At 68.9% G+C, this 20,660-nt stretch carries 21 protein-coding genes; 6 read left to right on the top strand and 15 right to left on the bottom strand.

Annotated elements, in window-relative coordinates:
• Positions 1-68: 68 nt before the first annotated feature.
• On the bottom strand, positions 69-404 hold the full coding sequence (locus UK23_RS37360) for a choice-of-anchor P family protein (RefSeq protein WP_045316492.1): 336 nt from the start codon (positions 402-404) through the stop codon (positions 69-71).
• Positions 405-410: 6 nt separating this feature from the next.
• Complete coding sequence (locus tag UK23_RS37355) at positions 411-1,103, bottom strand: alpha/beta fold hydrolase (RefSeq protein ID WP_045316491.1); 693 nt, start codon at positions 1,101-1,103, stop codon at positions 411-413.
• Between the two features lie 67 nt (positions 1,104-1,170).
• On the opposite strand from UK23_RS37355, the gene UK23_RS37350 reads away from it, so the two are divergent.
• The gene (locus tag UK23_RS37350) at positions 1,171-2,355 is read left to right on the top strand and encodes a cytochrome P450 (RefSeq protein WP_045316499.1); all 1,185 of its coding nucleotides are present in this window, start codon (positions 1,171-1,173) and stop codon (positions 2,353-2,355) included.
• Here the strand turns inward: UK23_RS37350 and UK23_RS37345 are convergent.
• Complete coding sequence (locus UK23_RS37345; protein ID WP_045316490.1) at positions 2,333-2,743, bottom strand: DUF1772 domain-containing protein; 411 nt, start codon at positions 2,741-2,743, stop codon at positions 2,333-2,335. The genes UK23_RS37350 and UK23_RS37345 overlap by 23 nt on opposite strands.
• An 81-nt stretch (positions 2,744-2,824) precedes the next feature.
• Between UK23_RS37345 and UK23_RS37340 the strand changes: the two genes are divergently transcribed.
• Positions 2,825-3,727 carry an AraC family transcriptional regulator gene (locus UK23_RS37340; protein ID WP_045316489.1) on the top strand — a complete coding sequence of 301 codons (903 nt, stop codon included), beginning with the start codon at positions 2,825-2,827 and terminating at the stop codon, positions 3,725-3,727.
• Here the strand turns inward: UK23_RS37340 and UK23_RS37335 are convergent.
• Complete coding sequence (locus tag UK23_RS37335; RefSeq protein ID WP_196778065.1) at positions 3,709-4,083, bottom strand: VOC family protein; 375 nt, start codon at positions 4,081-4,083, stop codon at positions 3,709-3,711. The two genes, UK23_RS37340 and UK23_RS37335, sit on opposite strands and share 19 nt — an antisense overlap.
• A 53-nt stretch (positions 4,084-4,136) precedes the next feature.
• On the opposite strand from UK23_RS37335, the gene UK23_RS37330 reads away from it, so the two are divergent.
• Complete coding sequence (locus UK23_RS37330; protein ID WP_045316487.1) at positions 4,137-5,402, top strand: MFS transporter; 1,266 nt, start codon at positions 4,137-4,139, stop codon at positions 5,400-5,402.
• Here UK23_RS37330 and proB read toward each other — a convergent pair.
• The 6 genes from proB to UK23_RS37300 form a co-directional block, all read right to left on the bottom strand.
• Complete coding sequence (proB, locus tag UK23_RS37325; protein WP_082115287.1) at positions 5,395-6,522, bottom strand: glutamate 5-kinase; 1,128 nt, start codon at positions 6,520-6,522, stop codon at positions 5,395-5,397. The genes UK23_RS37330 and proB overlap by 8 nt on opposite strands.
• Positions 6,523-6,524: 2 nt before the next feature.
• Positions 6,525-7,985, bottom strand: a complete 1,461-nt coding sequence (obgE, locus tag UK23_RS37320; protein ID WP_045316486.1) for a GTPase ObgE — start codon at positions 7,983-7,985, stop codon at positions 6,525-6,527.
• A gap of 105 nt (positions 7,986-8,090) precedes the next feature.
• A complete protein-coding gene (gene rpmA / locus UK23_RS37315) occupies positions 8,091-8,348 on the bottom strand; it encodes a 50S ribosomal protein L27 (protein ID WP_030468120.1) in 258 nt (85 codons plus the stop codon).
• Positions 8,349-8,362: 14 nt separating this feature from the next.
• The gene (gene rplU / locus UK23_RS37310) at positions 8,363-8,674 is read right to left on the bottom strand and encodes a 50S ribosomal protein L21 (protein WP_045316485.1); all 312 of its coding nucleotides are present in this window, start codon (positions 8,672-8,674) and stop codon (positions 8,363-8,365) included.
• Between the two features lie 258 nt (positions 8,675-8,932).
• Positions 8,933-11,953, bottom strand: a complete 3,021-nt coding sequence (locus UK23_RS37305; RefSeq protein WP_045316484.1) for a translation initiation factor IF-2 N-terminal domain-containing protein — start codon at positions 11,951-11,953, stop codon at positions 8,933-8,935.
• 215 nt (positions 11,954-12,168) lie between these two features.
• Positions 12,169-12,894 (bottom strand): TIGR03936 family radical SAM-associated protein, encoded by a 726-nt coding sequence (locus UK23_RS37300; protein ID WP_045316497.1) that lies wholly within the window; start codon positions 12,892-12,894, stop codon positions 12,169-12,171.
• A 204-nt stretch (positions 12,895-13,098) separates the two neighbouring features.
• On the opposite strand from UK23_RS37300, the gene UK23_RS37295 reads away from it, so the two are divergent.
• On the top strand, positions 13,099-14,517 hold the full coding sequence (locus UK23_RS37295; protein ID WP_045316483.1) for a S8 family peptidase: 1,419 nt from the start codon (positions 13,099-13,101) through the stop codon (positions 14,515-14,517).
• Complete coding sequence (locus tag UK23_RS37290) at positions 14,514-15,236, top strand: PhzF family phenazine biosynthesis protein (RefSeq protein ID WP_045316482.1); 723 nt, start codon at positions 14,514-14,516, stop codon at positions 15,234-15,236. Before UK23_RS37295 ends, UK23_RS37290 begins: the two co-directional genes overlap by 4 nt.
• Here UK23_RS37290 and UK23_RS52200 read toward each other — a convergent pair.
• From UK23_RS52200 to UK23_RS37270, 5 genes are read right to left on the bottom strand one after another with little or no spacing between them, the layout of a single operon-like run.
• Positions 15,226-15,372, bottom strand: coding sequence for a hypothetical protein (locus tag UK23_RS52200; protein ID WP_156213677.1), 147 nt, complete (start codon positions 15,370-15,372; stop codon positions 15,226-15,228). The genes UK23_RS37290 and UK23_RS52200 overlap by 11 nt on opposite strands.
• 43 nt (positions 15,373-15,415) lie before the next feature.
• Positions 15,416-17,377, bottom strand: coding sequence for a TIGR03960 family B12-binding radical SAM protein (locus UK23_RS37285; RefSeq protein WP_045316481.1), 1,962 nt, complete (start codon positions 17,375-17,377; stop codon positions 15,416-15,418).
• 60 nt (positions 17,378-17,437) lie between these two features.
• Positions 17,438-18,280: an ABC transporter permease gene (locus tag UK23_RS37280; protein WP_045316480.1), complete on the bottom strand. Its 843-nt coding sequence runs from the start codon at positions 18,278-18,280 to the stop codon at positions 17,438-17,440.
• Positions 18,277-19,050 carry an ABC transporter permease gene (locus UK23_RS37275; RefSeq protein ID WP_045316479.1) on the bottom strand — a complete coding sequence of 258 codons (774 nt, stop codon included), beginning with the start codon at positions 19,048-19,050 and terminating at the stop codon, positions 18,277-18,279. The genes UK23_RS37280 and UK23_RS37275 overlap by 4 nt, the downstream gene beginning before the upstream one ends.
• Complete coding sequence (locus tag UK23_RS37270; protein WP_231114847.1) at positions 19,050-19,964, bottom strand: ABC transporter ATP-binding protein; 915 nt, start codon at positions 19,962-19,964, stop codon at positions 19,050-19,052. Before UK23_RS37270 ends, UK23_RS37275 begins: the two co-directional genes overlap by 1 nt.
• 55 nt (positions 19,965-20,019) lie before the next feature.
• Here UK23_RS37270 and UK23_RS37265 point away from each other — a divergent pair, with 55 nt between their 5' ends.
• Positions 20,020-20,607, top strand: coding sequence for a GNAT family N-acetyltransferase (locus UK23_RS37265; protein WP_045316477.1), 588 nt, complete (start codon positions 20,020-20,022; stop codon positions 20,605-20,607).
• Positions 20,608-20,660: the final 53 nt, after the last annotated feature.

Genomic DNA, 20,660 nt, shown 5'->3' with positions numbered 1-20,660 from the left:
ATCCCCCAAGATCCCCAGTACCGAAGTAGTAGCACGGCACTGAGGACCTGGAGGGCGGTTCGGTCAGATCAGCAGTGGTGAACGGCCGAGGTCGCGGACGACACGACCACGTCCACGCCGGGCAGGGTGATGTGCGCGCCGTTGACCTTGAGGCCGCCGGGCATCGGTACCTGCTCGTTGATCACGATCTTGCCGCCGACCAGCGGGATCGTGGTGTTGGGCGCGGTGGTGACGGTGATCGGGAGGCCGGCGACGGTCAGCGCGCCGATGCTGACGTTGCCGGTGGCGCCGCCGCAGGTGCTGCGTGAGGTGGCGACGACGTCTCGCAGGGCGACGATGCCGATGCCCAGTTCGGCGACGGATGTGCGAGCCGTTGACGTGCCTCTGCTCAGCGGGTCCGACAAGATCGGCTAGGTGAGGAAGCGGAGCACTGCGTCCTGGAACTCGGCGGGACGGGTGCTGTGGATGCGGTGGCCCGCGTCGATCGTGAGCAGATCGCAGTGCGGGATCTCCGCGGCGACTTCTTCCAGGCGCTCCAACGGGATGTGGCTGCGCGAGCCGCCGATCACCAGGGTCGGTGCCTTGATCGCGGACAGGCCGTCCCACCACAACGGGTCGGGCGCGCGGAGCTGGGTCAGGATCTGCGGCACCATGCGGCGATCGAACCCGCGGCGCACCAGGCCCTGCGCGGCGAGGAACCAGGCGAGACCTCGCCGGGGCCGGCGGGGTGCGCCGGAGCGGGGCGGCGGTGGCGGGTCTTCGAGCACGAGCTTGCGCACTCGGTCCGGGCGGCGGCCGGCCAGCAGCGCGGCGATGTGGGCGCCCAGCGAGTGGCCGATGAGGTCGAACTCGGCGATGTCCAGCAGGTCGAGCACGCTCACCACGTCGCGCTGCACGGAGTCCAGGCGGTAGTCGCCGGTCCAGGCGCTGCCGCCGTGCCCGCGCAGTTCCGGGGCGATCACGAGGTGGCCGGCGGCCACCAGTGAGCGGGTGAGGCGGGTCCAGGTGGCCGAAGAGCTCGCCAAAGCGTGCAACAACACCACGGGCGGGCCCGACAGCGAGCCGTCCATGCGATAGGCGATGGACACGCCGCCCGCGTTCAAGGTTGGCAGCGGAACCCGTGCTGGCATTGCGAACCGTCCCCCGGTGCGGTGTGGCACTGTCAACGCCATGATCCCGGACGTCGTGCGGTTCCGGCAGGCCGATCTTCTTTCCGGTCTGCATCGGAGGTTCGGGCCGGTGGTGCGCATGGGGCCCTACACCTACCTGCTCGGGCCTGAGGCGAACCGGTTCGTGTTCGCGAACTCCGAGCTGTTCGAGGTGGAGCGGGCGTTCCAGGTGCTGGTGCCGGTGGACGGGCCGACGTCGTTGATCGTGAGCGACGGCGAGGACCACAAGCGGCGGCGCAAGCACGTGCAGCCGGCGTTGGTGCATCGGCAGATCGCGAACTACGTGCCCGTGATGCGGGAGAACGCCGACAAGACGCTCGACGCTTGGCGACCAGGGCAAGAGGTGGACGCGTATCAGGAGTTCCGGAGGGCGATCAGGCGCAGCACGATCCACGCGTTGTTCGGCGACAGGCTGGCGCAGGACTCGGAGTTCTTCGGGGCGCACCTGCAGGTGCTGATCAACCTGATCGACCGCAACCCGGCGGTCGTGACGTTGCTCAGGAAGGTGAAGGCTCCGGCATGGCGCAACGCGATGAGAGCGCGCCGGGCCGTTGACGCGCGGGTCTACAAGGCGATCGAGGAGACGCGCCAAGGCAACACGGCCGGAGACGTGCTCACGGCTCTCGTGCAGAGTGACGGGCTGAGCGACCTCGAAGTGCGCGACCAGGTCGTCACGCTGATCGCCGCCGGATACGAGACGACGAGCGGCGCGATGGCGTGGGCGATCTTCAACCTGTTGCGGCACAACGGAGTTTGGGAGCGTGCGCGGGAAGACGACGACTACCTGGCCAACGTCGTGAACGAGACGCTGCGGCTGTATCCGCCCGCGGTGGTGTCTGCACGTGTGGCGGCGCAACCGTTCGAGTTCGCCGGGAAGAAGATCGAGGAAGGCACGTTCCTGCTGTACAGCCCGTACGTCACGCATCGGCTGGCCGAGGTGTTTCCGGACCCGCTGCGGTTCGACCCGGACCGGTGGGAGAACAAGCCCGCCCCGCACGAGTTCCTGCCGTTCGGGGGCGGGCCGCACCGGTGCATCGGGGCCGGGCTCGCGACGACGGAACTGACCGTGATGCTGAAAGCGTTGCTGCAACGGCCAAAACCCGAGTTGGTCGAGCAGCGCATCACGCCGACGAGCGTCGCCGCGATGCGCCCCAAGAACGGCCTCATAATCCGAGTAGCAGGGTGATCGTCGAGGCGAGGCAGGCGATGCCGCGCACGTGGTTCCAGATCGTCCACCTGCGCAGGTACTCGGGCCAGTAGGCGTCGTCGGTGCGTTCGAGGCGGTTGTTCATGGGCACGTTGACGACCATGGTCAGCAGGAACGAGCCGACGAGGTAGAGCAGGCCGCCCGCGATCCTGCCCTGGAAGACCTCGATGCCGCACAGGATCACGTTGCCCGCGAACACCAGCAGGAACACCGGGTTCTGGATGCGGACGTTGATGCGGCGCATGGCGGCGCGGGCGTCCGCGGCGGGCAGGTCGGCGAGGCCGGGCATGACGGCCGTGGAGAACGCGAAGAACAGGCCTGCCATCAGGCCAGAAGCGGCGGCTGCGATCAGCGTGATTGTCCCCATGCCGCTCACTGTGGTCTGCGCGGCGCGGACTCTCAATGACAATTCATCGCTTTGGCTTGCTCATTCGTCCAGACTGGGTGCATGACGGACGCGTTGGGCGAGGCGCTGCACCTGATGAGGATGTCCGGCAGCTTCTACTGCCGGACCGAGCTCACCGAGCCGTGGGGCCTGACGATGCCCGACATGGCCGACTGCCTGTGGTTCCACGTGCTCACCAGCGGCTCGTGCGAGATCGAGGTCGACGGCCACGTGACCTCGTTGGCACCCGGCGACGTGCTGCTCGTGCCGGGCGGCGAGGGCCACCGGCTGTTCAGCGGCTCCGAGGCGGAAACGCCGCTGGTCACGACGCTGCCGCACACGTTCGAGACCGACAACTACGCGATTTTGAGGCACGGCGACGGTGGCGCCGTGACGCACCTCGTGTGCGGCGCGGTGCGTTTCGACCACCCGGCCGCGAAGCACCTGATCAAGGTGTTGCCCCACGTGCTGTACGTGCGGCAGGCCGACGACATGCGCGCCACCATCGACCTCATGGCCGCCGAGGCGCGAAACCTGCGCCCCGGCGGCGAAGCGGTGATCACCAGGCTCGCCGACGTGCTGGTGATCCAGACGATCCGTTCGTGGCTCGCCAACGACCCGGCCGCGCGCACCGGCTGGCTCGGCGCGTTGCAGGACCAGCAGATCGGGCAGGCGCTGGCGTTGATCCACCGCGACCCCGCCCAGCCGTGGACCGTCGAACGCCTGGCGCACCAGACGGCGATGTCCCGCTCGGCGTTCGCGGCGCGGTTCACCGAGCTTGTCGGCGAACCGGCCATGCGATACGTGACGCGGTGGCGCATGCACGTGGCGATGAACCGGTTGCGGGACCGCGACAGCACGGTCAGCGAGATCGCGCGCGGCCTCGGCTACGAGTCGGAGGCTGCGTTCAGCCGCGCATTCAAGCGGATCGTCGGGGTGTCACCGGGTCAGGCGCGGGCGGGCTGAAGCAGGTCCCAGCGGTTGCCGTACAGGTCCTCGAAGACGGCTACGCGCCCGTAGACCTCGTCGCGCGGCGTCTCGAGGAACCGCACGCCGAACGACGTCATGCGGGCGTGGTCGCGGTCGAAGTCGTCGGTGGTGAGGAAGAACCCGACGCGGCCGCCGGTCTGGTCGCCGACTCGCGCGGACTGCTCGTCCGTGTCCGCCTGGGCCAGCAGCAACGACGCTCCCCCGCCCGCCGACACGACGACCCACCGCTTGTCGCCCTGCGGCGTGTCCTCGACCAGTGTGAATCCCAGACCGTCCACGTAGAAGCGAAGCGCCTCGTCGTAGTCGCGGACCACCAACGTCACCAAACCCATTGAACGCACGCTGATCAGTATGGCTCGGTCGCCGTGTGTGACAAGGTGACCACATGGTGGTTACTTCGGAAACCCATCGACTGCCCGTGCGCAAGCTGGTCGCGGCCTCGGCCGGGAACGCGGTCGAGTGGTACGACTGGGGGATCTACACGGCGTTCAGCATCTACTTCGCGACCCAGATCTTTCCGAAGGGCAACGAGGCCGCGGCGCTGCTGAGCACGTTCGCCACGTTCGCGCTCGCCTTCTTCTTCCGGCCGCTCGGCGGTTATCTGCTCGGCCGGTTCGCGGACCTGAAGGGCCGGCGGACCGCGATGCTGCTGACGATCGCGTTGATGTCCGGCGGGTCGGTGGTGATCGGGTTGCTGCCGACGTTCGACCAGGTCGGCTGGCTGTCGCCGGCCCTGCTCGTCCTCGCCCGCGTCGCGCAGGGCATGGCGCTGGGCGGCGAGGTTTCCAACGCGTCGGCTTACCTCGGGGAGATCGCGAAACCCAGCCATCGCGGCAGGTACTCGTCGTTCTTCTACATCTCGACGGGTGCGGCGGTGCTGATCGCGTCGCTGCTCGGGTTCTTCCTGTCCCGCGGCCTCGACAAGGACGCGATGGCGACGTACGGCTGGCGTGTGCCGTTCCTGATCGGTGGCGTGCTCGGGCTGATCGGGTTGTGGTTGCGGCGCGAACTGCCGGAGACGGAGCAGTTCGAGGAGAACAAGGCGAAAGCCGAGAAGCTGCGCAACCCGTTGCTGCTGACCCTCAAGGAGCACCCGAAGGCGGTCGGGCAGCTCATCGGCGTCACGTTGCTGTCGACGCTGTGTTTCTACACGTTCTTCAGCGCGCTGACGCCGTTCGCGGTGAAGACCAAGGGCGCCAACGACATCGACGTGTTCCTGGCGCTGTCGATCGGCACGGTGGTGTTCATCGCGTTGCAGTACCCGATGGGCTGGCTCGCGGACAGGTACGGCCGCAAGCCGCAGATCCTGGTGTGGTCCGCGGCGATGGCGGTGCTGGTCGTGCCGCTGTCCACATTGGTCAAACCGGGGCTGGCGAACCTGGTGATCGTGTTCGTGGTCGGGCTCGGCCTCTACACGACGATCACGTCGATCGCGCCCGCGTTGATGAGCGAGCTGTTCCCCACCGAACTGCGCGGCCTCGGCATCGGCGCTTGGTACAACCTGACGGTCGCGCTGTTCGGCGGCACCGCGCCGCTCGTCATTCAGGCGGTCGGCGGCACGGTGTTCTTCTGGTACGTGGCGATCGGCGCGGTGATCTCGTTCCTGGTGATCCTCACGCTGCCCGAGACGAAGGGCGTCGAGCTCACCTAGCGAGCGGCACCAGGTCATCGGCGTGCACGACCTCGCGACGTTGCTCCGAGGGCAGGTCGTGGGTCTTGTGGCCGATCAACGACGGCAGCTCGGAAGCGTCGTAACCGACCACACCGCGCGCCACGACCTCACCAGCGAGCGACACGAGCTCGACGACGTCACCGGCTTCGAAATCGCCGTCCACACCGGTGATTCCGGCTGCCAGCAACGAACGACGCCGGCCAACGACCGCGGCGACCGCGCCGTCGTCGAGGTGCAGACGGCCGTTCGCATCGGTGGCGTAGCCGAGCCAGAAGCGGCGTGCGGTCAAACGCGAACCCGTTGCGGCGAAGGCAGTTCCGACGTCGGCAGCCCCCAACGCCCGACCGGCGTCCGAAGCACCGGCCAGCAGTACCGGAATGCCGGCCGAAGAAGCCAACCGGGCGGCGGCCAGCTTCGAGGCCATGCCACCCGTGCCAAGACCGGACGCACCAACGGTTCCGGCCTTCACGCCGTCCACATCGGACGCCGAAGCGACCTCGGAGATGCGCACGGCACCGGGCTTGCGCGGATCACCCGAGTAGAGAGCGTCCACATCGGACAGCAGGAACAACGCGTCGGCGCCGACCAGGTGCGCCACCAGAGCAGCCAGGCGGTCGTTGTCGCCGAAGCGGATCTCCTCGGTGGCAACGGTGTCGTTCTCGTTCACGACCGGCACCGCACCCAGGGCCAGCAAACGAGAAAACGTGCGCTGGGCATTGCGGTAGTGGGCGCGGCGCACCACGTCGTCCGCGGTCAGCAGCACCTGGCCGACCGTCAACGAGTAGCGGCCGAACGAGTTCGCGTACGCGTGCGCCAACGTCAGCTGCCCGACGCTCGCGGCAGCCTGCTGCGTGGCGAGGTCGCGCGGCCGGCGGGAGATGCCCAACGGCGCCAGCCCGGCGGCGATCGCACCGGACGAGACCAGCACGACCTGGCTGCCGGCCCGAGACCGGGCAGCCAGGGCGTCGACCAGCGAGTCGAGGCGGGCCGGATCGAGCCCGCCCTCGGCTGTGGTCAAAGAAGAAGAACCGACCTTCACCACGATGCGCGTGGCCGAAGCCACCGCAAGTCGTGCCTGTGAGACCACGGGGGCCGTCACTTTTACTCCTCGCCGAAATCACCGTAGTCGTCGCCGTACTCGCCGGGCGCGCGGCGGGCCTTCTTCAGGGCCTTGCGCTCGTGGGCGCCGATGCGGTCGTTGCGCTCGAGACGGACGTCCGTGCCGCGTCCGGTCATCGTCATCGCGATGCCGGCCGGCGTGGTCGGTTCCCAGTCGAAGATCAGGTCGCCGATGGTGACCTGGCAGCCGGGAACAGCGCCCATCTTCACGAGCTTGTCCTCGACGCCCAGCCTGTGCAGGCGGTCCGCGAGGTAACCGACGGCTTCGTCGTTGGAGAAGTCGGTCTGGCGGATCCAGCGCTCGGGGCGGTCGCCCTTGACGATGAAGCCACCCTCGACCGAGGGGTCCTCGGTCACGGTGAAGCCCTGGTCGTCCACGGCGGTCGGCCGCAGCACGATTCGGGTCGATTCCTTCTTCGGCTGGGCGGCGCGGTACTCGCGCACGACCTCGGCCAGCTTGAAGGTGAGTTCGCGCAGGCCTTCGCGCGACACGGTCGACACCTCGAAGACCGGCAGGCCGCGGGCCTCGATCTCCGGGCGGACGATGTCGGCGAGGTCCTTGGCGTCCGGAATGTCGATCTTGTTCAGGATCACCACGCGCGGACGGTCGGCGAAGTTGCCGCCGAGCGACGGGGTGTACTCCGCCAGCTCGTTCTCCAGCGCGTCGATGTCCGCGATCGGGTCGCGGCCGGGCTCGTACGTCGCGCAGTCGACGACGTGGGCGAGCACGGCGGTGCGCTCGATGTGGCGCAGGAAGTCGAGGCCGAGACCCTTGCCCTGCGAGGCGCCGGGGATCAGACCGGGGACGTCCGCCATCGTGAAGATGGTCTCGCCCGCGGTGATCACGCCCAGGTTCGGCACCAGCGTGGTGAACGGGTAGTCGGCGATCTTCGGCTTCGCGGCGGAGAGCACCGAGATCAGCGACGACTTGCCGGCGGACGGGAAGCCGAGCAGGCCGACGTCCGCGACGGACTTGAGCTCCAGCACCAGGTCGCGCGTCTCGCCCGGCTCACCGAGCAACGCGAAACCGGGCGCCTTGCGGGCCTTGGACGCGAGCGAGGCGTTGCCGAGACCACCGCGGCCACCGGCGGCGGCGATGAGCTGGGTGCCCTCGCCGACCAGGTCCGCGACGATCTCGCCGTCCTCGGTCAGCACGACGGTGCCGTCCGGGACGCGCAGGATCAGGTCCTCGCCGTTCGCGCCGTCGCGGTTCGCACCCGCGCCCGCCTTGCCGTTGGTGGCGGCGGCGTGCGGGCGGAAGTGGAAGTCGAGCAGGGTGTGCACCTGGGAGTCGACGACGAGGATCACGTCGCCGCCGCTGCCCCCGTTGCCGCCGTCCGGGCCGCCGAGCGGCTTGAACTTCTCGCGGTGCACTGAAGCACAACCGTTGCCCCCGTTGCCGGCGGCAGCGTGGATCACCACCCGGTCTACGAAGCGGGCCACGGAAATACTTCCTTTCAGAAAGTCTTGCGAACAAGCAACGAGGGGCGGTTCCGGAAGACCGGGCCCGCCCCTCGCAGAGGTCTGACTACGTCGCGGAACGGTCTCTCAGACCGCAACCGGGACGATGTTGACGGTCTTGCGACCGCGCTTCATGCCGAACTCCACCGCACCCGGCAGCAGGGCGAACAACGTGTCGTCCTTGCCGATGCCCACACCGACGCCGGGGTGGAACTTGGTGCCGCGCTGGCGGATCAGGATCTCGCCGGCCTTGACGACCTGACCGCCGAACCGCTTCACACCCAGGTACTGGGGGTTGGAGTCACGGCCGTTGCGGGAACTGGACGCACCCTTTTTGTGTGCCATGAGAAGTCAGGTCCTCACTTACCGGTGATGCCGGTGACCTCGACGCGGGTCAGCTTCTGCCTGTGACCCTGTCGCTTGTGGTAGCCGGTCTTGTTCTTGAACTTGTGGATGCGAATCTTCGGGCCCTTGGTGTGCTCGACCAGCTTGCCGGTGACCGAGAACTTCTCCAGGGCCGCCGCGTCAGCGGTGACGTTGGTGCCGTCGACCACGAGCAGCGCCTGGAGGGAGATTTCGGTGCCCGGCTCGCCCTCGAGCTTCTCGACCTCGACGATGTCGCCGACAGCGACCTTGTACTGCTTGCCGCCGGTCTTGACGATCGCGTACATCAGGACGGAAGTCTCCTGCTACTCGATGGTGACGGGCCATGCGCCAACCCACCTGCGAAACAGTGTTTGATCAACTGCAGTCAGCAGAGGGGGCACACGACAGGACCCGTCGGATGGCGGGCCGTCGACAAGGTTACGGGAGTGGGTACAGCACAAGCAAACTGGGGTCCCCTGATCACAAACCCGCAGGCTGTGCCATCCCTCACAACGCAAAACCGGGGCCGCCCGTGAAGGCGACCCCGGTCTCTGCTTCTCGCGTCAGCCCTCGTTGACCGGCGGTCCCGCGGGCCGCGACACGGCGCGGCGCCTGCGGGTGGTGGTGACCACCGGAGCGGGCATCTGGACCTCGGGCTGCTTCGGCACCTCGACGACCACCGGAGCGGACGCCTCGACCGCGACCGGCGCACCGGCGGCGCGCTTGGCGGCACGGCGACGCGGACGGGCCGCAGGGGCCTCAGCAGCGGGCTCAGCAGCTTCCTGGGCCACGACGGGTGCCTCGGCCTCGGCGACGGCCTCAGCGGCGATCTCGGCCACCTCAGCGGCCTCCTCCGCGACCTCGGCTGCCTCTTCCGCAACGATCTCGGCGACCGTCACGGGCTCGACGAGCTCAGGAGCGGCTTCGTCGACGACCTCGGCGGCAGGCTCCTCCGCCGGGGACTCGACAGGCTCTTCGGCGACCGGCTCGACCTCGATCGGCGCCGGGTCCTCGGCGACCTCGTGCGGCACGTGACCGTTGAGCGCCTGCTCCTCGACCACGACCGCGTCGACGACGGCCTGCGGCTCCTTGTCGCGGCCACGACGACGGCGGCGACGACGACCGGCGGCGTGACCCTCGTGCTCCTGGTCCGCGGCGACCGCGCCCTCGGAGGTGTCCTCCGGCTCGCCCGGCTCGACGACCTCCGGCTCGACGACCGGCGCCTCGGCGGCCACGTCGACGACTTCGGCGACCTCGGTGACCTCAGCCACCTCGGCGGCCTGCTCGCCACCGCCCTTGTTGCGGCGCGACTTGCGGCCACCGCCCTGCTGCTGCGGTTGCTGCTGCTGGCCGCCACCGTTGCCACCGCCGTGCGAGTGCACGGGCTCGGTGGACACGACGACGCCACGGCCGCGGCAGTGCTCACACGTCTGGCTGAACGCCTCGAGCAGACCGGTGCCGACCCGCTTGCGGGTCATCTGCACCAGGCCGAGCGAGGTGACCTCGGCGACCTGGTGACGCGTGCGGTCGCGGCCCAGGCACTCGGTCAGGCGGCGCAGCACCAGGTCGCGGTTCGACTCCAGGACCATGTCGATGAAGTCGATGACGATGATGCCGCCGATGTCGCGCAGCCGGAGCTGGCGGACGATCTCCTCCGCCGACTCCAGGTTGTTGCGCGTCACCGTCTCTTCGAGGTTGCCGCCCGATCCGGTGAACTTGCCTGTGTTGACGTCGATGACCGTCATCGCCTCGGTGCGGTCGATGATCAGGTAACCACCCGACGGCAGCCACACCTTGCGGTCCAGCGCCTTCATCAGCTGCTCGTCGATGCGGTACTCGACGAACGCGTCGTTGTTGCCGACGTGCTTCTTCAGGCGGTCCTGCAGGTCCGGCGCCACGTGGCGGACGTAGGAGTCGATGACCTCCCACGCCTCGTCGCCCTGGACGACGAGCTGGGCGAAGTCCTCGGTGAACAGGTCGCGGACGACCTTCACCAGCAGGTCCGGCTCTTCGTAGAGCAACGCCGGGGCCTTGGTGGAGGTGGTCTCGGACTTCTCCTTGATGACCTTCCACTGGGCCTGCAGACGCGTGACGTCGCGGCCGAGCTCCTCCTCGGAGATGCCCTCAGAGGCGGTGCGGATGATCACGCCGGCGTCCTCGGGGACGACCCTCTTCAGGATGTCCTTGAGGCGCTTGCGCTCGTTGTCCGGCAGCTTGCGGCTGATGCCCGTCGCGCCACCACCGGGCACGTAGACGAGGAAGCGGCCGGGGAGGCTGATCTGGGTCGTGAGGCGCGCGCCCTTGTGGCCGACCGGGTCCTTGGTGACCTGGACGAGCACCGAGTCGCCGCTGGAGAGCGCCTGCTCGATCTTGCGGGACTTGCCCTCGAGACCGGCGGCGTCCCAGTCGACCTCACCGGCGTACAGCACGGCGTTGCGGCCGCGGCCGATGTCGATGAACGCGGCCTCCATGCTCGGCAGCACGTTCTGCACGCGGCCGAGGTAGACGTTGCCCACGATCGAGCCGCTGCCAGACGACGTGACGAAGTGCTCGACCAGCACGCCGTCTTCCAGCACGCCGATCTGGGTGCGGTCGCCGCGCTCGCGGACGACCATCGTGCGGGCCACGGCCTCGCGGCGGGCCAGGAACTCGGCCTCGGTCAGCACCGGGGCACGGCGGCGGCCGGCCTCGCGACCGTCACGGCGACGCTGGCGCTTGGCCTCCAGGCGGGTCGAGCCGCGGATGCTGCGGACCTCGCTCTGGGCGGCCTCGGAGTCGGCCTTGTCGTCACGCGCGTCGCGGGACTCGCGGACGTGCACGACGGTGTTCGGCGGGTCGTCCTCGGTCACGGCGGGTTCGTCGTCCGCGCCGGTCTTGCGGCGACGGCGACGGCGGCGACGGCGGGTCGAACCCTCGTCGCCCTCGTCTTCGGTCTCGTCGGCGGCGTCGGCCTCCGCAGCGGTGGCCTCGGCCTCGTCGGCCTGCCCCTCCTCGGACTCGTCGCCACCCTGCTCGCCGTCGGCGCCCTTGCCGCGGCCGCGGCCACGACGGCCGCGACGGCGACGGCGACGGCCTTCGCTCTCGTCGTCACCATCGGCGTCGGCCTCGGCTTCGGCCTCCGCGGCGTCGAGCTCGTCGGCGGCGATCTCGCCGACCGACTTCTCCTCGACGACGGGCTCCTCGGGCACCACGAACGGCGAGACCGCCGCCTTGGGCCGTTCGATCGGCGCGGGCGGCAGGAACACCGCGCTCGGCGCCGCGAAGATCGGCGCGAGCGCCGGTGCCTCGAACGCAGGCACGGCCGGGGCCTCGTAGTCCTCGGTGACCTCACCGGTGACCACGTCGTCCCAGTCCAGCAGCGTCTCGGCGACCTTCAGCGCGACGTCGCGGCTCACGCTCGACTGCGCGCTGCGGGCGACCTCACCGAGGTCGGCCAGCGCCGTCATCACGTCCTTGCTGGAGACGTCCAGCAACTTCGCCAGGGCGTGCACCCGCAGCTTGTCCGGCAGGTCCGCCAGCTCGGGGCGTGCGGATACCACGCCCTGCCCGCCGGTTGCGCCGGCAGGCTTGTCATTGTTCGACATGCAGCTCCTCCACCCCCGGGCGCGTCCCGTGAGGACGCGGCCGCGCAGGGGCCTCTCTTGTCTCTCTCCACCGCTGCTCGCGGCGGGAATCCTTGCCTCGCGCGCAGCGGCGTGGCGCCTCACTGGGCGCACGCTTGCGCAGGTCCCACGACGACGCTGCTGTCAGCGCCGCTCCTCCTGATGCGTAGCGGCTGACGTTCCAGCGCTCCTCTTCGTCAGGACTCTCTGTCCTGTTGGAGCGGGTCCACCAGCCGGCCTTCGTCGTCGAGCCGTCCCTGCGCCATCCGGGTTGCTCTCGCAGGTACCGGCGGCACGAGATCGGCGACGACACGAAGCGCATTCAGCACGTCGTCGGGTCGGACGGTAGGCGTTACCTGCCGAACGACCGTCATGAGTATCCCACACGGTTGTGACAATCCGGCCTCATCGTGTCCGGCGTCGCTCGAACGGGGTTCGACCAGTGCCGACACGACCGCAGGCCGCACGTCGATGATCCTCTTGCCGTCCTTGGTCAGACGCTCGACCTCCACCCGCTCCTGCGCGAGGAAAGCCCTGACCGCGTCGGCCAGCGTCTCGGGCTCGATCCCGTCGAGCTCGATCCGCCACTCGCTCGCGTCGATGCGCTCGGTGAGGTTGCCACCGTGCGCCTGGACGATGTCGACGACGTCGATGCCGGGCGGCAACGCCTCGTCGAGCGCGATCTTCAGCGCCGCCGGGTCGACCCGTTCGACCACGGACACCTCGACGTACTCCGCCTCGCTGGCGACACCGGTCGGCGCGGCGCCGACCCATGACACCTTCGGGTGAGGGCTGAAGCCCTGCGAGTACGCCATGGGCACGCCTGCCCTGCGCAACGCTCGCTCGAACGTACGAGCGATGTCGCGGTGCGAGGTGAAACGCAACCTCCCCCGCTTGGTGTAGCGGAGGCGCAGTTTCTGCACGGCCGCGGCCGACGGGTTGTTGGGCTGATGGCGGCTCAGGGGTGCTCCCATGGGTGTTCCGACGGGTGAGCGGTCCCATCGGCGCAGGCTGTTCGTCCAGTAGGACGGTACCGTGAACCCGATTCAGAACGTTCAGCTTGTCTAGATCGTTGCGCGTGGCTACGGTCCGGCTGTCTGGACGCCTTGCCGATCTGGAGGTCCCTGGTGCCTCTGCTCCACCGCGCACGGGCTGCGGCGATGACCGCCCTGCTCGCGGCCGGGTGCTTGGCGGTGTCCCTGCCGGCGGGTGCCGAACCCGCCGTGTCCTCGTGCATCCAACCGGGGCCGAACCTGCGCTACCTCGTGGTGTTCTCGCAGCTCACGTCCGCTGCGGCGGCTGATGCGGAGATCACCGAGGCGTGTGGCACCACGACCGTCTACTACCCGGAGATCGGGGTCGCCGTCGCCACGTCGCCGGACCCGTCGTTCCTCAAGCTGATCGGCCCGCAGCGCGCGTACAGCGCCCAGGCCGAGAGCATCGCCAAGCGTTCGGTGAAGCGCAAGAAGGACGACACGGAACTGTTCCGGCCATCGGGACAGCGCTCCGGCGAGCAGTGGGACATGGATCTCATCAAGGCGCCGGCCGCGCACGAGATCTCGGAGGGCTCGAAGTCGGTCGTCGTGGGCGTGCTGGACTCCGGCGTCGACCCGCGTCACCCCGACCTGGTCCAGGCACTGGCTCCGGAACTGTCCGCAGGGTGTTTGACCGGTAAGCCCGATACGTCACCTTCCGCGTGGGTGCCGACCACTTCGGCCCACGGCACGCACGTCGCGGGCACGATCGCCGCCGCTGACGACGGCCGCGGCACCACGGGCGTCGCACCAGGCGTGCGCATCGCGTCCGTGAAGGTCGTGGACGACGACGGGTTCATCTACCCGGAGTACGCGGTGTGCGGGTTCATGTGGGCGGCCTCGCAGCGCATGACCATCACCAACAACAGCTACTTCATCGACCCGTACCTGTTCACGTGCCAGAGCGAGCCCGGTCAGCGCGTGATCTACGAGGCCGTGCGCCGCGCCGTCGACTACGCCACCTCTCGCAACGTGCTGACCGTCGCGGCGGCGGGCAACAACGCGGCGGACCTGTCACGGCCCGGCCGTGACTCGGTGTCGCCGACGAACGGCGAAGCGCAGACCCGGCCCGTCGACCCGACGTGCGCGGTGTTGCCGGCGCAGCTCAAGAACGTGGTCGGCGTGTCGGCGGTGGAGTCGACCGGGACCAAGGCCGGCTACAGCTCCTACGGTCTCGGCGCGATCGACGTGACGGCGCCCGGTGGCGACACCCGCACGCAGTCCGGCTGTGTGCTGTCCACCGTGCCGTCGGGCTACGACTACTCGTGCGGCACGTCGATGGCGACTCCGCACGCGGCCGGGGTGGCGGCGCTGATCGCGTCGACACATCCGGACACCGACGCGGTGTCGTTGGGGCGCATGCTGAACGCACAGGCGCAGACGCTGCCGTGCCCGGAGGACTACGACCTGAACGGGACCGGGGTGCAGGACGCGTTCTGCACCGGCTACTCGGAGTACAACTCCTTCTACGGCCACGGTTTGGTCGACGCGCTCGCCGCCGTCACGAAGTGATCGTCAACGCCTGCCTGCGAAACGGTCGCGGAGGCAGTCCGACCGCTGTGCTCCCGGACGACGATTTCAGCGAGTCCGAACGCCGGGCGATGCCAGAGCGGTACGGCACCTCGCACGTGGTTTTCGTCGGACCTCGCGGTTCGTTGAGGTTCTTCACGTCGGAGGGTGAGCTGCCGGGCTGCGGGCACGGAACCGTTGCGGCGCTTGCTGTTCTGGGCGGTGGTGAGCACACGCTCCGGGCTGGTGGACGGACGTTCAGCGGCTCGGCGGTCGAGGTTCCCGGTGGTGTCGAGGCCGTCTTCGATCCGGGTCCGGTGCAGGTGCGGCCGGCAACCACGGCGGAGCGGGACGCGGTCGTTTCAGCGCTCGGCGCCGGTGGTTCGTGCGTGATCGCGACGCTCGGACGGCCGCGGATGCTCGTCGAGGTCACCGACGTTGCCGGGCTGGCACCGGATTTTCGCCTGCTGCGGGCGGCGACCGACTCGTTGGGCCTGCTGGGCTGCTACGCCTACCGCGCCGGTGAACGGTTCGCGGCACGGATGTTCGCGCCGTCGATCGGCGTGCCGGAGGACATCGCGAACGCCAACAGCACGGCTTGCCTGGCGGCTCACCTGGGCGCGGACATCACCGTCGACATGGGTGACTCGCTGGGCCGGCCCGCCACGATCGTCGCCACCGCGGCGGGACGAGTGGGCGGGATCGCCGTCGTCACGGCGTGACGTTGTACGCCCTGAACAAGACCATCAGGGAAGGGCCGTTGTCCTGCACTACGGCGCCGATCTCCACCGACACCGTGCCGCGGTCCCACTGGGCGAACGCGACCTCCTCGACGAGGCCGACCTCCGTCCAGTCCACGCGGGACTGGACGGAGGCCGTTCCAGGACCACGGCGTCGCTCGCTACGAGCTGAGCGCCGGGTTCTTCACCGGCGAACCGACACCGACCGGCGAGATCGGCAGCAGCTTGCGTCCCGTCGGGCCGACCTCGATGTCCGTGCCCATCGCCGGGCACACACCGCAGTCGAAGCACGGGGTCCAGCGGCAGTCGTCCTGCTCGCGCTCGTCCAGCGCGTCCTGCCAGTCGGCCCAGAGCCATTCCTTGTCGAGGCCGGAGTCGAGGTGGTCCCAGGGCAGGACCTCCAGCTCCTCGCGCTCGCGGGTGGTGAACCAGGCGAGGTCGACGCCGAGCGGTTCGAGCTGCTCCGCGGCCTTGGCGGTCCAGCGGTCGTAGCTGAAGTGCTCGGACCAGCCGTCGAACCGGCCGCCGTCGCGCCACACCGCTTCGATGACCTTGCCGATGCGCCGGTCACCCCGGCTGAGCAGGCCTTCGATCAGGCTGGGCTTGCCGTCGTGGTAGCGCATGCCGATGTTGCGGCCGAGGCTGCGGTCCGAGTTCACGGCCTCGCGGAGCTTCCTCAAACGATCGTCGACCGTGTCCGGGTCGCACTGCGGGGCCCACTGGAACGGCGTGTGCGGCTTGGGCACGAACCCGCCGATCGAGATGGTGCAGCGGACGTCGTTGCGGCCGCTCGCCTGCCGGCCCGCGCGGATGACGTTCTTGGCCATCTCGGCGATCTGCAGGACGTCCTCGTCCTCCTCGGTGGGCAGGCCGCACATGAAGTACAGCTTGACCTGCCGCCAGCCGTTGGAGAACGCGGCCGACACCGTCCGGATGAGGTCCTCTTCGGACACCATCTTGTTGATGACGCGCCGCATCCGCTCGCTGCCGCCCTCTGGCGCGAAGGTGAGACCCGAGCGCCTTCCGTTGCGGGACAGCTCGTTCGCGAGGTCGATGTTGAACGCGTCGACGCGCGTGCTCGGCAGGCTCAGGCCCGTGTTCGTGCCCTCGTAGCGGTCCGCGAGACCCTTGGTGATCTCGGCGATCTCGCTGTGGTCGGCACTCGACAGGGACAGCAGGCCGACCTCTTCGAACCCGGTCGCCTCCAGTCCCTTCTGGACCATGGCGCCGATGCCCTCGATGGACCGCTCGCGCACCGGCCGGGTGATCATGCCCGCCTGGCAGAACCGGCAGCCGCGGGTGCAGCCGCGGAAGATCTCGACGCTCATCCGCTCGTGCACGCTCTCGGCGAGCGGCACCAGCGGCTGCTTCGGGTACGGCCAGGCGTCGAGGTCCATCGTGGTGCGCTTGAAGACGCGGTACGGCACCCGGTCGCGGTTCGGCACGACGCGCTGGATCCGGCCGTCCGGCAGGTACTCCACGTCGTAGAAGCGCGGGATGTACACGCCACCGGTCTCGGCGAGCCGGGTCAGCACCTCGTCGCGGCCGCCGGGAGACCCTTCGGCCTTCCAGTTCTTGACGATCTCGGTGATCTCGAGAACGGCCTCTTCGCCGTCGCCGAGCACCGCCGCGTCCACGAAGTCCGCGATCGGCTCCGGGTTGAACGCCGCGTGCCCACCGGCGACCACGATCGGGTCGTCCTCGGTGCGGTCCTTCGCGTGCAGCGGGATGCCCGCGAGGTCGAGCGCCGTGAGCATGTTCGTGTAGCCCAGCTCCGTCGCGAAGCTGATGCCCATCAGGTCGAACGCCTTGAGCGGCCGGTGCCCGTCGACCGTGAACTGCGGGACGTCGTGCTCCCGCATGAGCGCCTCGAGGTCCGGCCACACCGCGTAGGTGCGCTCGGCGAGGACGTCCGGCAGCTCGTTGAGGATCTCGTAGAGGATCATGACGCCCTGGTTGGGCAGCCCGACCTCGTACGCGTCGGGGTACATCAAAGCCCAGCGCACGGACGCCGCGTCCCAGTCCTTGACGGTCGCGTTGAGCTCCCCGCCGACGTACTGCACCGGCTTGGAGATCCGCGGCAGCAGTGGCTCCAACCTGGGGAAAACAGACTCGACACTCACACGACCAGAGTAACGGCCCTCACCGAGCCCCACCGAATCGCGTGCCAGGACGGTTTTTGATCAGTCCAGCAGCAACTTTCCCAGCCGCCGCGCCGCCACCACCGTTCCCGCGGCCGCGAGCACCGCGAAGTACGCGACGTGCCAGAGCATGCCCCAGCCGACGACGCCCAGCGTGAGCCCGCGCATGAGCTCGATCGCGTGGTAGAGCGGCGTCCAGCTGACGACCACCTGCAGCCAGCCCGGGTAGACCGACAGCGGGTAGAACGTGGTCGAGAACAGGAACATCGGCAGCACCGCCAGCTGCACGAGGTCGAAGTCCTGCCACGAGCGCATGAACGTCGTCGCCGCCATGCCGACCGCCGCGAACGCGAACGCCACCAGCAGCGCGGCCGGCAGCACGAGCAGCGCCCACGGCGAGGCGACGAGTCCCATCCCGAGCATCACGCAGATGAACCCGGTGGAGTACAGGCCGCCGCGCAGCAACGCCCAGGTGATCTCGCCGATCGCGATGTCCAGCGGCCCCATCGGCGTCGTGAGCATCGCGTCGTACAGCTTCGCGTACTTGAACTTGAAGAACACGTTGAACGTCGCGTCGTACACCGCGCCGTTCATCGCCGAGGCTGCCAGCAGCGCGGGCGCCACGAACGCCGCGTAACTGATCGGCTGCCCGTCCGGCCCGGCCACCGAGCTCACCATCTGCCCGAACCCGAGCCCGAGCGACCACAGGAACAGCAACGGCTCGAACGCCCCGCCGACGAGCACGAACCACGCCCGTTGGTTCACCATCGCCGACCGTTCGACGAGCATGCTCGCCTTGCGGCCGTAGAGCCCCGGCGGAATCACCCGCCAGATCAACCCGACGCTGGCGGGCCTCGCGTTCGTCCGGTCGAGGGTCTGCGTCATGTCGCCAGCCTCCGGTGGAAGAACTTCACGCCGAGTGCCATCCCCAAAGCGATCAACGCGACGAGGTACGCGACGTGCCCGAGCGCGGGCAACAGGCCCAACGTGCCGAACGCCGCCCCGCGCGAGAGCTCGATGCCGTGCCACGTCGGCGTCAGCCACACCAGCGGCAGCAGCCACTGCGGCAGCTGGCTGACCGGGAAGAACGCGCCCGTGAACAACGTCATCGGCATCATCACGAACCGGAAGATGTTGGTGAAGGCCTCCGGCTTCTCCAACGTCGCGCTGTAGGCGACCAGCGGCGCGCTGAACGCCAGCCCCGCCAGCGTCGCGAAGAGCACGGCCCACAGAATGCCCGGCCCCGCCGCCGCGCCGACGACAGCGGCGACACCCACGAAGACCACCGACCGCAGCAGCATCTGCGACCCGATCCACATCATCTGCGAGTAGAGCACCTGAGCCGGCGTGATCGGCGTGGCCACCATCGCGACGAACGACTTCTGCCACATGAACTGCGACAGCACCGGGTACGTCGCCTCGAACGTGGCCCCTTGCACCGCCGTGACCACGGCCAGCGCGGGCGCGAGGTACTGCAGGTACGGCACGCCCCCGATCAACGCCGTCGACCGCACCTGCGACCCGAACCCGAGCCCCAGCGCCACCAGGAACAACACCGGCGTCAGGAACCCCGACACCGCCGTGGCCCGCCAGTTGCGCCGGTACCACGTCCAGGTCTTCTCGAACCCGAACCAGGAAGCCCTCAACGTCTGCATCAGTCCACCAACGTCCTGCCGGTGAGCCGCAAGAACACGTCCTCCAGCGAACTTCGCCGCACCAGGCTCTGCACCGGCCGCACGCCGTGCTCGTGCACAGTGGCCAACGTCTGCTCACCGTCCACCGTGTACAACAGCAACCGGTCCGGCAGCACCTCGACCCGCTCCGCGAACCGTTCCAGGTCCGGCTTCTCGGCCCCAGGCCGGAACCGCAGCTCCAGCACTTCCCGAGTCGAGTACCGCCCGATCAACTCACTGGGCGACCCCTCAGCCGCGATCCGCCCGCCGTCCATCACCACGAGCCGATCGCACAACTGCTCGGCCTCGTCCATGTAGTGGGTGGTGATGATCAGCGTCACCCCGTCCTGCTTCAACCGGAACAGCCTGTCCCACAACAGATGCCGAGCCTGCGGGTCCAACCCCGTAGTCGGCTCGTCCAACAACAGCAGCTCCGGATCGTTGACCAACGACCGCGCAATCGTCAGCCGCCGCTTCATCCCCCCGGACAGCGGCTCGACCTCGTGGTCCGCCCGATCCGCGAGCTGCGCGAACTCCAGCAACTCGTCGGCCTTCTCCCGACACCGCTGCCGCGACATCCCGAAGTACCGCCCATAAATCTGGAGGTTCTGCCGGACCGTCAGCTCCGTATCGAGGTTGTCCAACTGCGGCACCACCCCGAGCCGCGCCCGAATCTTGGGCCCCTCCCGCTCCGGGTCCATGCCGAGCACCTTCAGATCCCCACCGGTCCGCCCGGACACGCACGAGATCATCCGCATGGTCGACGACTTCCCCGCCCCGTTGGGCCCCAAGAACCCGAACGCCTCCCCACGGCGCACCTCGACGTCGATGCCGCGAACGGCCTCGAACGACCCGAAATGCTTGGTCAGCGCCTTGGCCTCGACGAGGTTCTCCACCCGCCCGACGTTAACGAACAGGTCTGACAATTCTCGACGCATTTACGATCGCCCCATGCCCGAGACGGAACTCCGCTGGCTGACCGAGGCCGACGACAACCTCCGCGCCGAAATCCACACAGTCGTGCACAACGTAGTAGCCGCAGGCGGCGCAGTCGGCTACCACGAACCCCCAACCCGCGAACGCATCGACGCCTGGCTCGACACCGTCCTCAAGCAGGTCCGCGACAACGACGCCGCCTTCGTCACCGCCCTGGTCGACGGCGTGGTCCGAGCAGTGGGCCTCTGGCGCCGCGGCGGCACAGCCGTCTTCCAGCACCGCGTGGAAATCCAGCAGATCATGGCCCATCCCTCCGCACGCGGCCTGGGCCTGGGCAAACGAGTGGTGCAAGGCCTCATCGACCACGCCCGCGAGGCAGGCGTCGAGATCGTCATGCTGGGCGTACGTGGCAACAACCACGGCGCAATCGAACTCTACGAATCACTCGGCTTTCGCGAATGCGGCCGCATGCCCAACGCAATCGCCGTGGGCACCGAACGCTGGGACGACGTCTGGATGTACCTGCCACTCGGCTACCCGGAGGGCACCACCCTCAACGGCGCCAACGCAGGCGGCCTGGGCTCAAGCCCCAGGCGAAGCTAGCAGCCAGATCAGCGATGCCGCAGGCGAGCAGTACCGATGGCGCAGCCGAGGCA

It is taken from the genome of Lentzea aerocolonigenes (genome assembly GCF_000955955.1).
Classification (GTDB): Bacteria; Actinomycetota; Actinomycetes; order Mycobacteriales; family Pseudonocardiaceae; genus Lentzea; species Lentzea aerocolonigenes_A.
The sequence above is the reverse complement of the archived record's forward strand: the minus strand, read 5'-3'. Positions and strand labels throughout refer to the sequence as shown.

Coding starts and splice junctions, on each gene's coding strand:
- UK23_RS37275 (WP_045316479.1), bottom strand. CDS start 19,050: ATGCAGACGTTGAGGGCTTCCTGGTTCGGGTTCGAGAAGACCTGGACG.
- UK23_RS37350 (WP_045316499.1), top strand. CDS start 1,171: ATGATCCCGGACGTCGTGCGGTTCCGGCAGGCCGATCTTCTTTCCGGT.
- UK23_RS37305 (WP_045316484.1), bottom strand. CDS start 11,953: ATGTCGAACAATGACAAGCCTGCCGGCGCAACCGGCGGGCAGGGCGTG.
- UK23_RS37280 (WP_045316480.1), bottom strand. CDS start 18,280: ATGACGCAGACCCTCGACCGGACGAACGCGAGGCCCGCCAGCGTCGGG.
- UK23_RS37345 (WP_045316490.1), bottom strand. CDS start 2,743: ATGGGGACAATCACGCTGATCGCAGCCGCCGCTTCTGGCCTGATGGCA.
- rplU (WP_045316485.1), bottom strand. CDS start 8,674: ATGTACGCGATCGTCAAGACCGGCGGCAAGCAGTACAAGGTCGCTGTC.
- rpmA (WP_030468120.1), bottom strand. CDS start 8,348: ATGGCACACAAAAAGGGTGCGTCCAGTTCCCGCAACGGCCGTGACTCC.
- UK23_RS37265 (WP_045316477.1), top strand. CDS start 20,020: ATGCCCGAGACGGAACTCCGCTGGCTGACCGAGGCCGACGACAACCTC.
- UK23_RS37335 (WP_196778065.1), bottom strand. CDS start 4,083: ATGGGTTTGGTGACGTTGGTGGTCCGCGACTACGACGAGGCGCTTCGC.
- UK23_RS37330 (WP_045316487.1), top strand. CDS start 4,137: ATGGTGGTTACTTCGGAAACCCATCGACTGCCCGTGCGCAAGCTGGTC.
- UK23_RS37340 (WP_045316489.1), top strand. CDS start 2,825: ATGACGGACGCGTTGGGCGAGGCGCTGCACCTGATGAGGATGTCCGGC.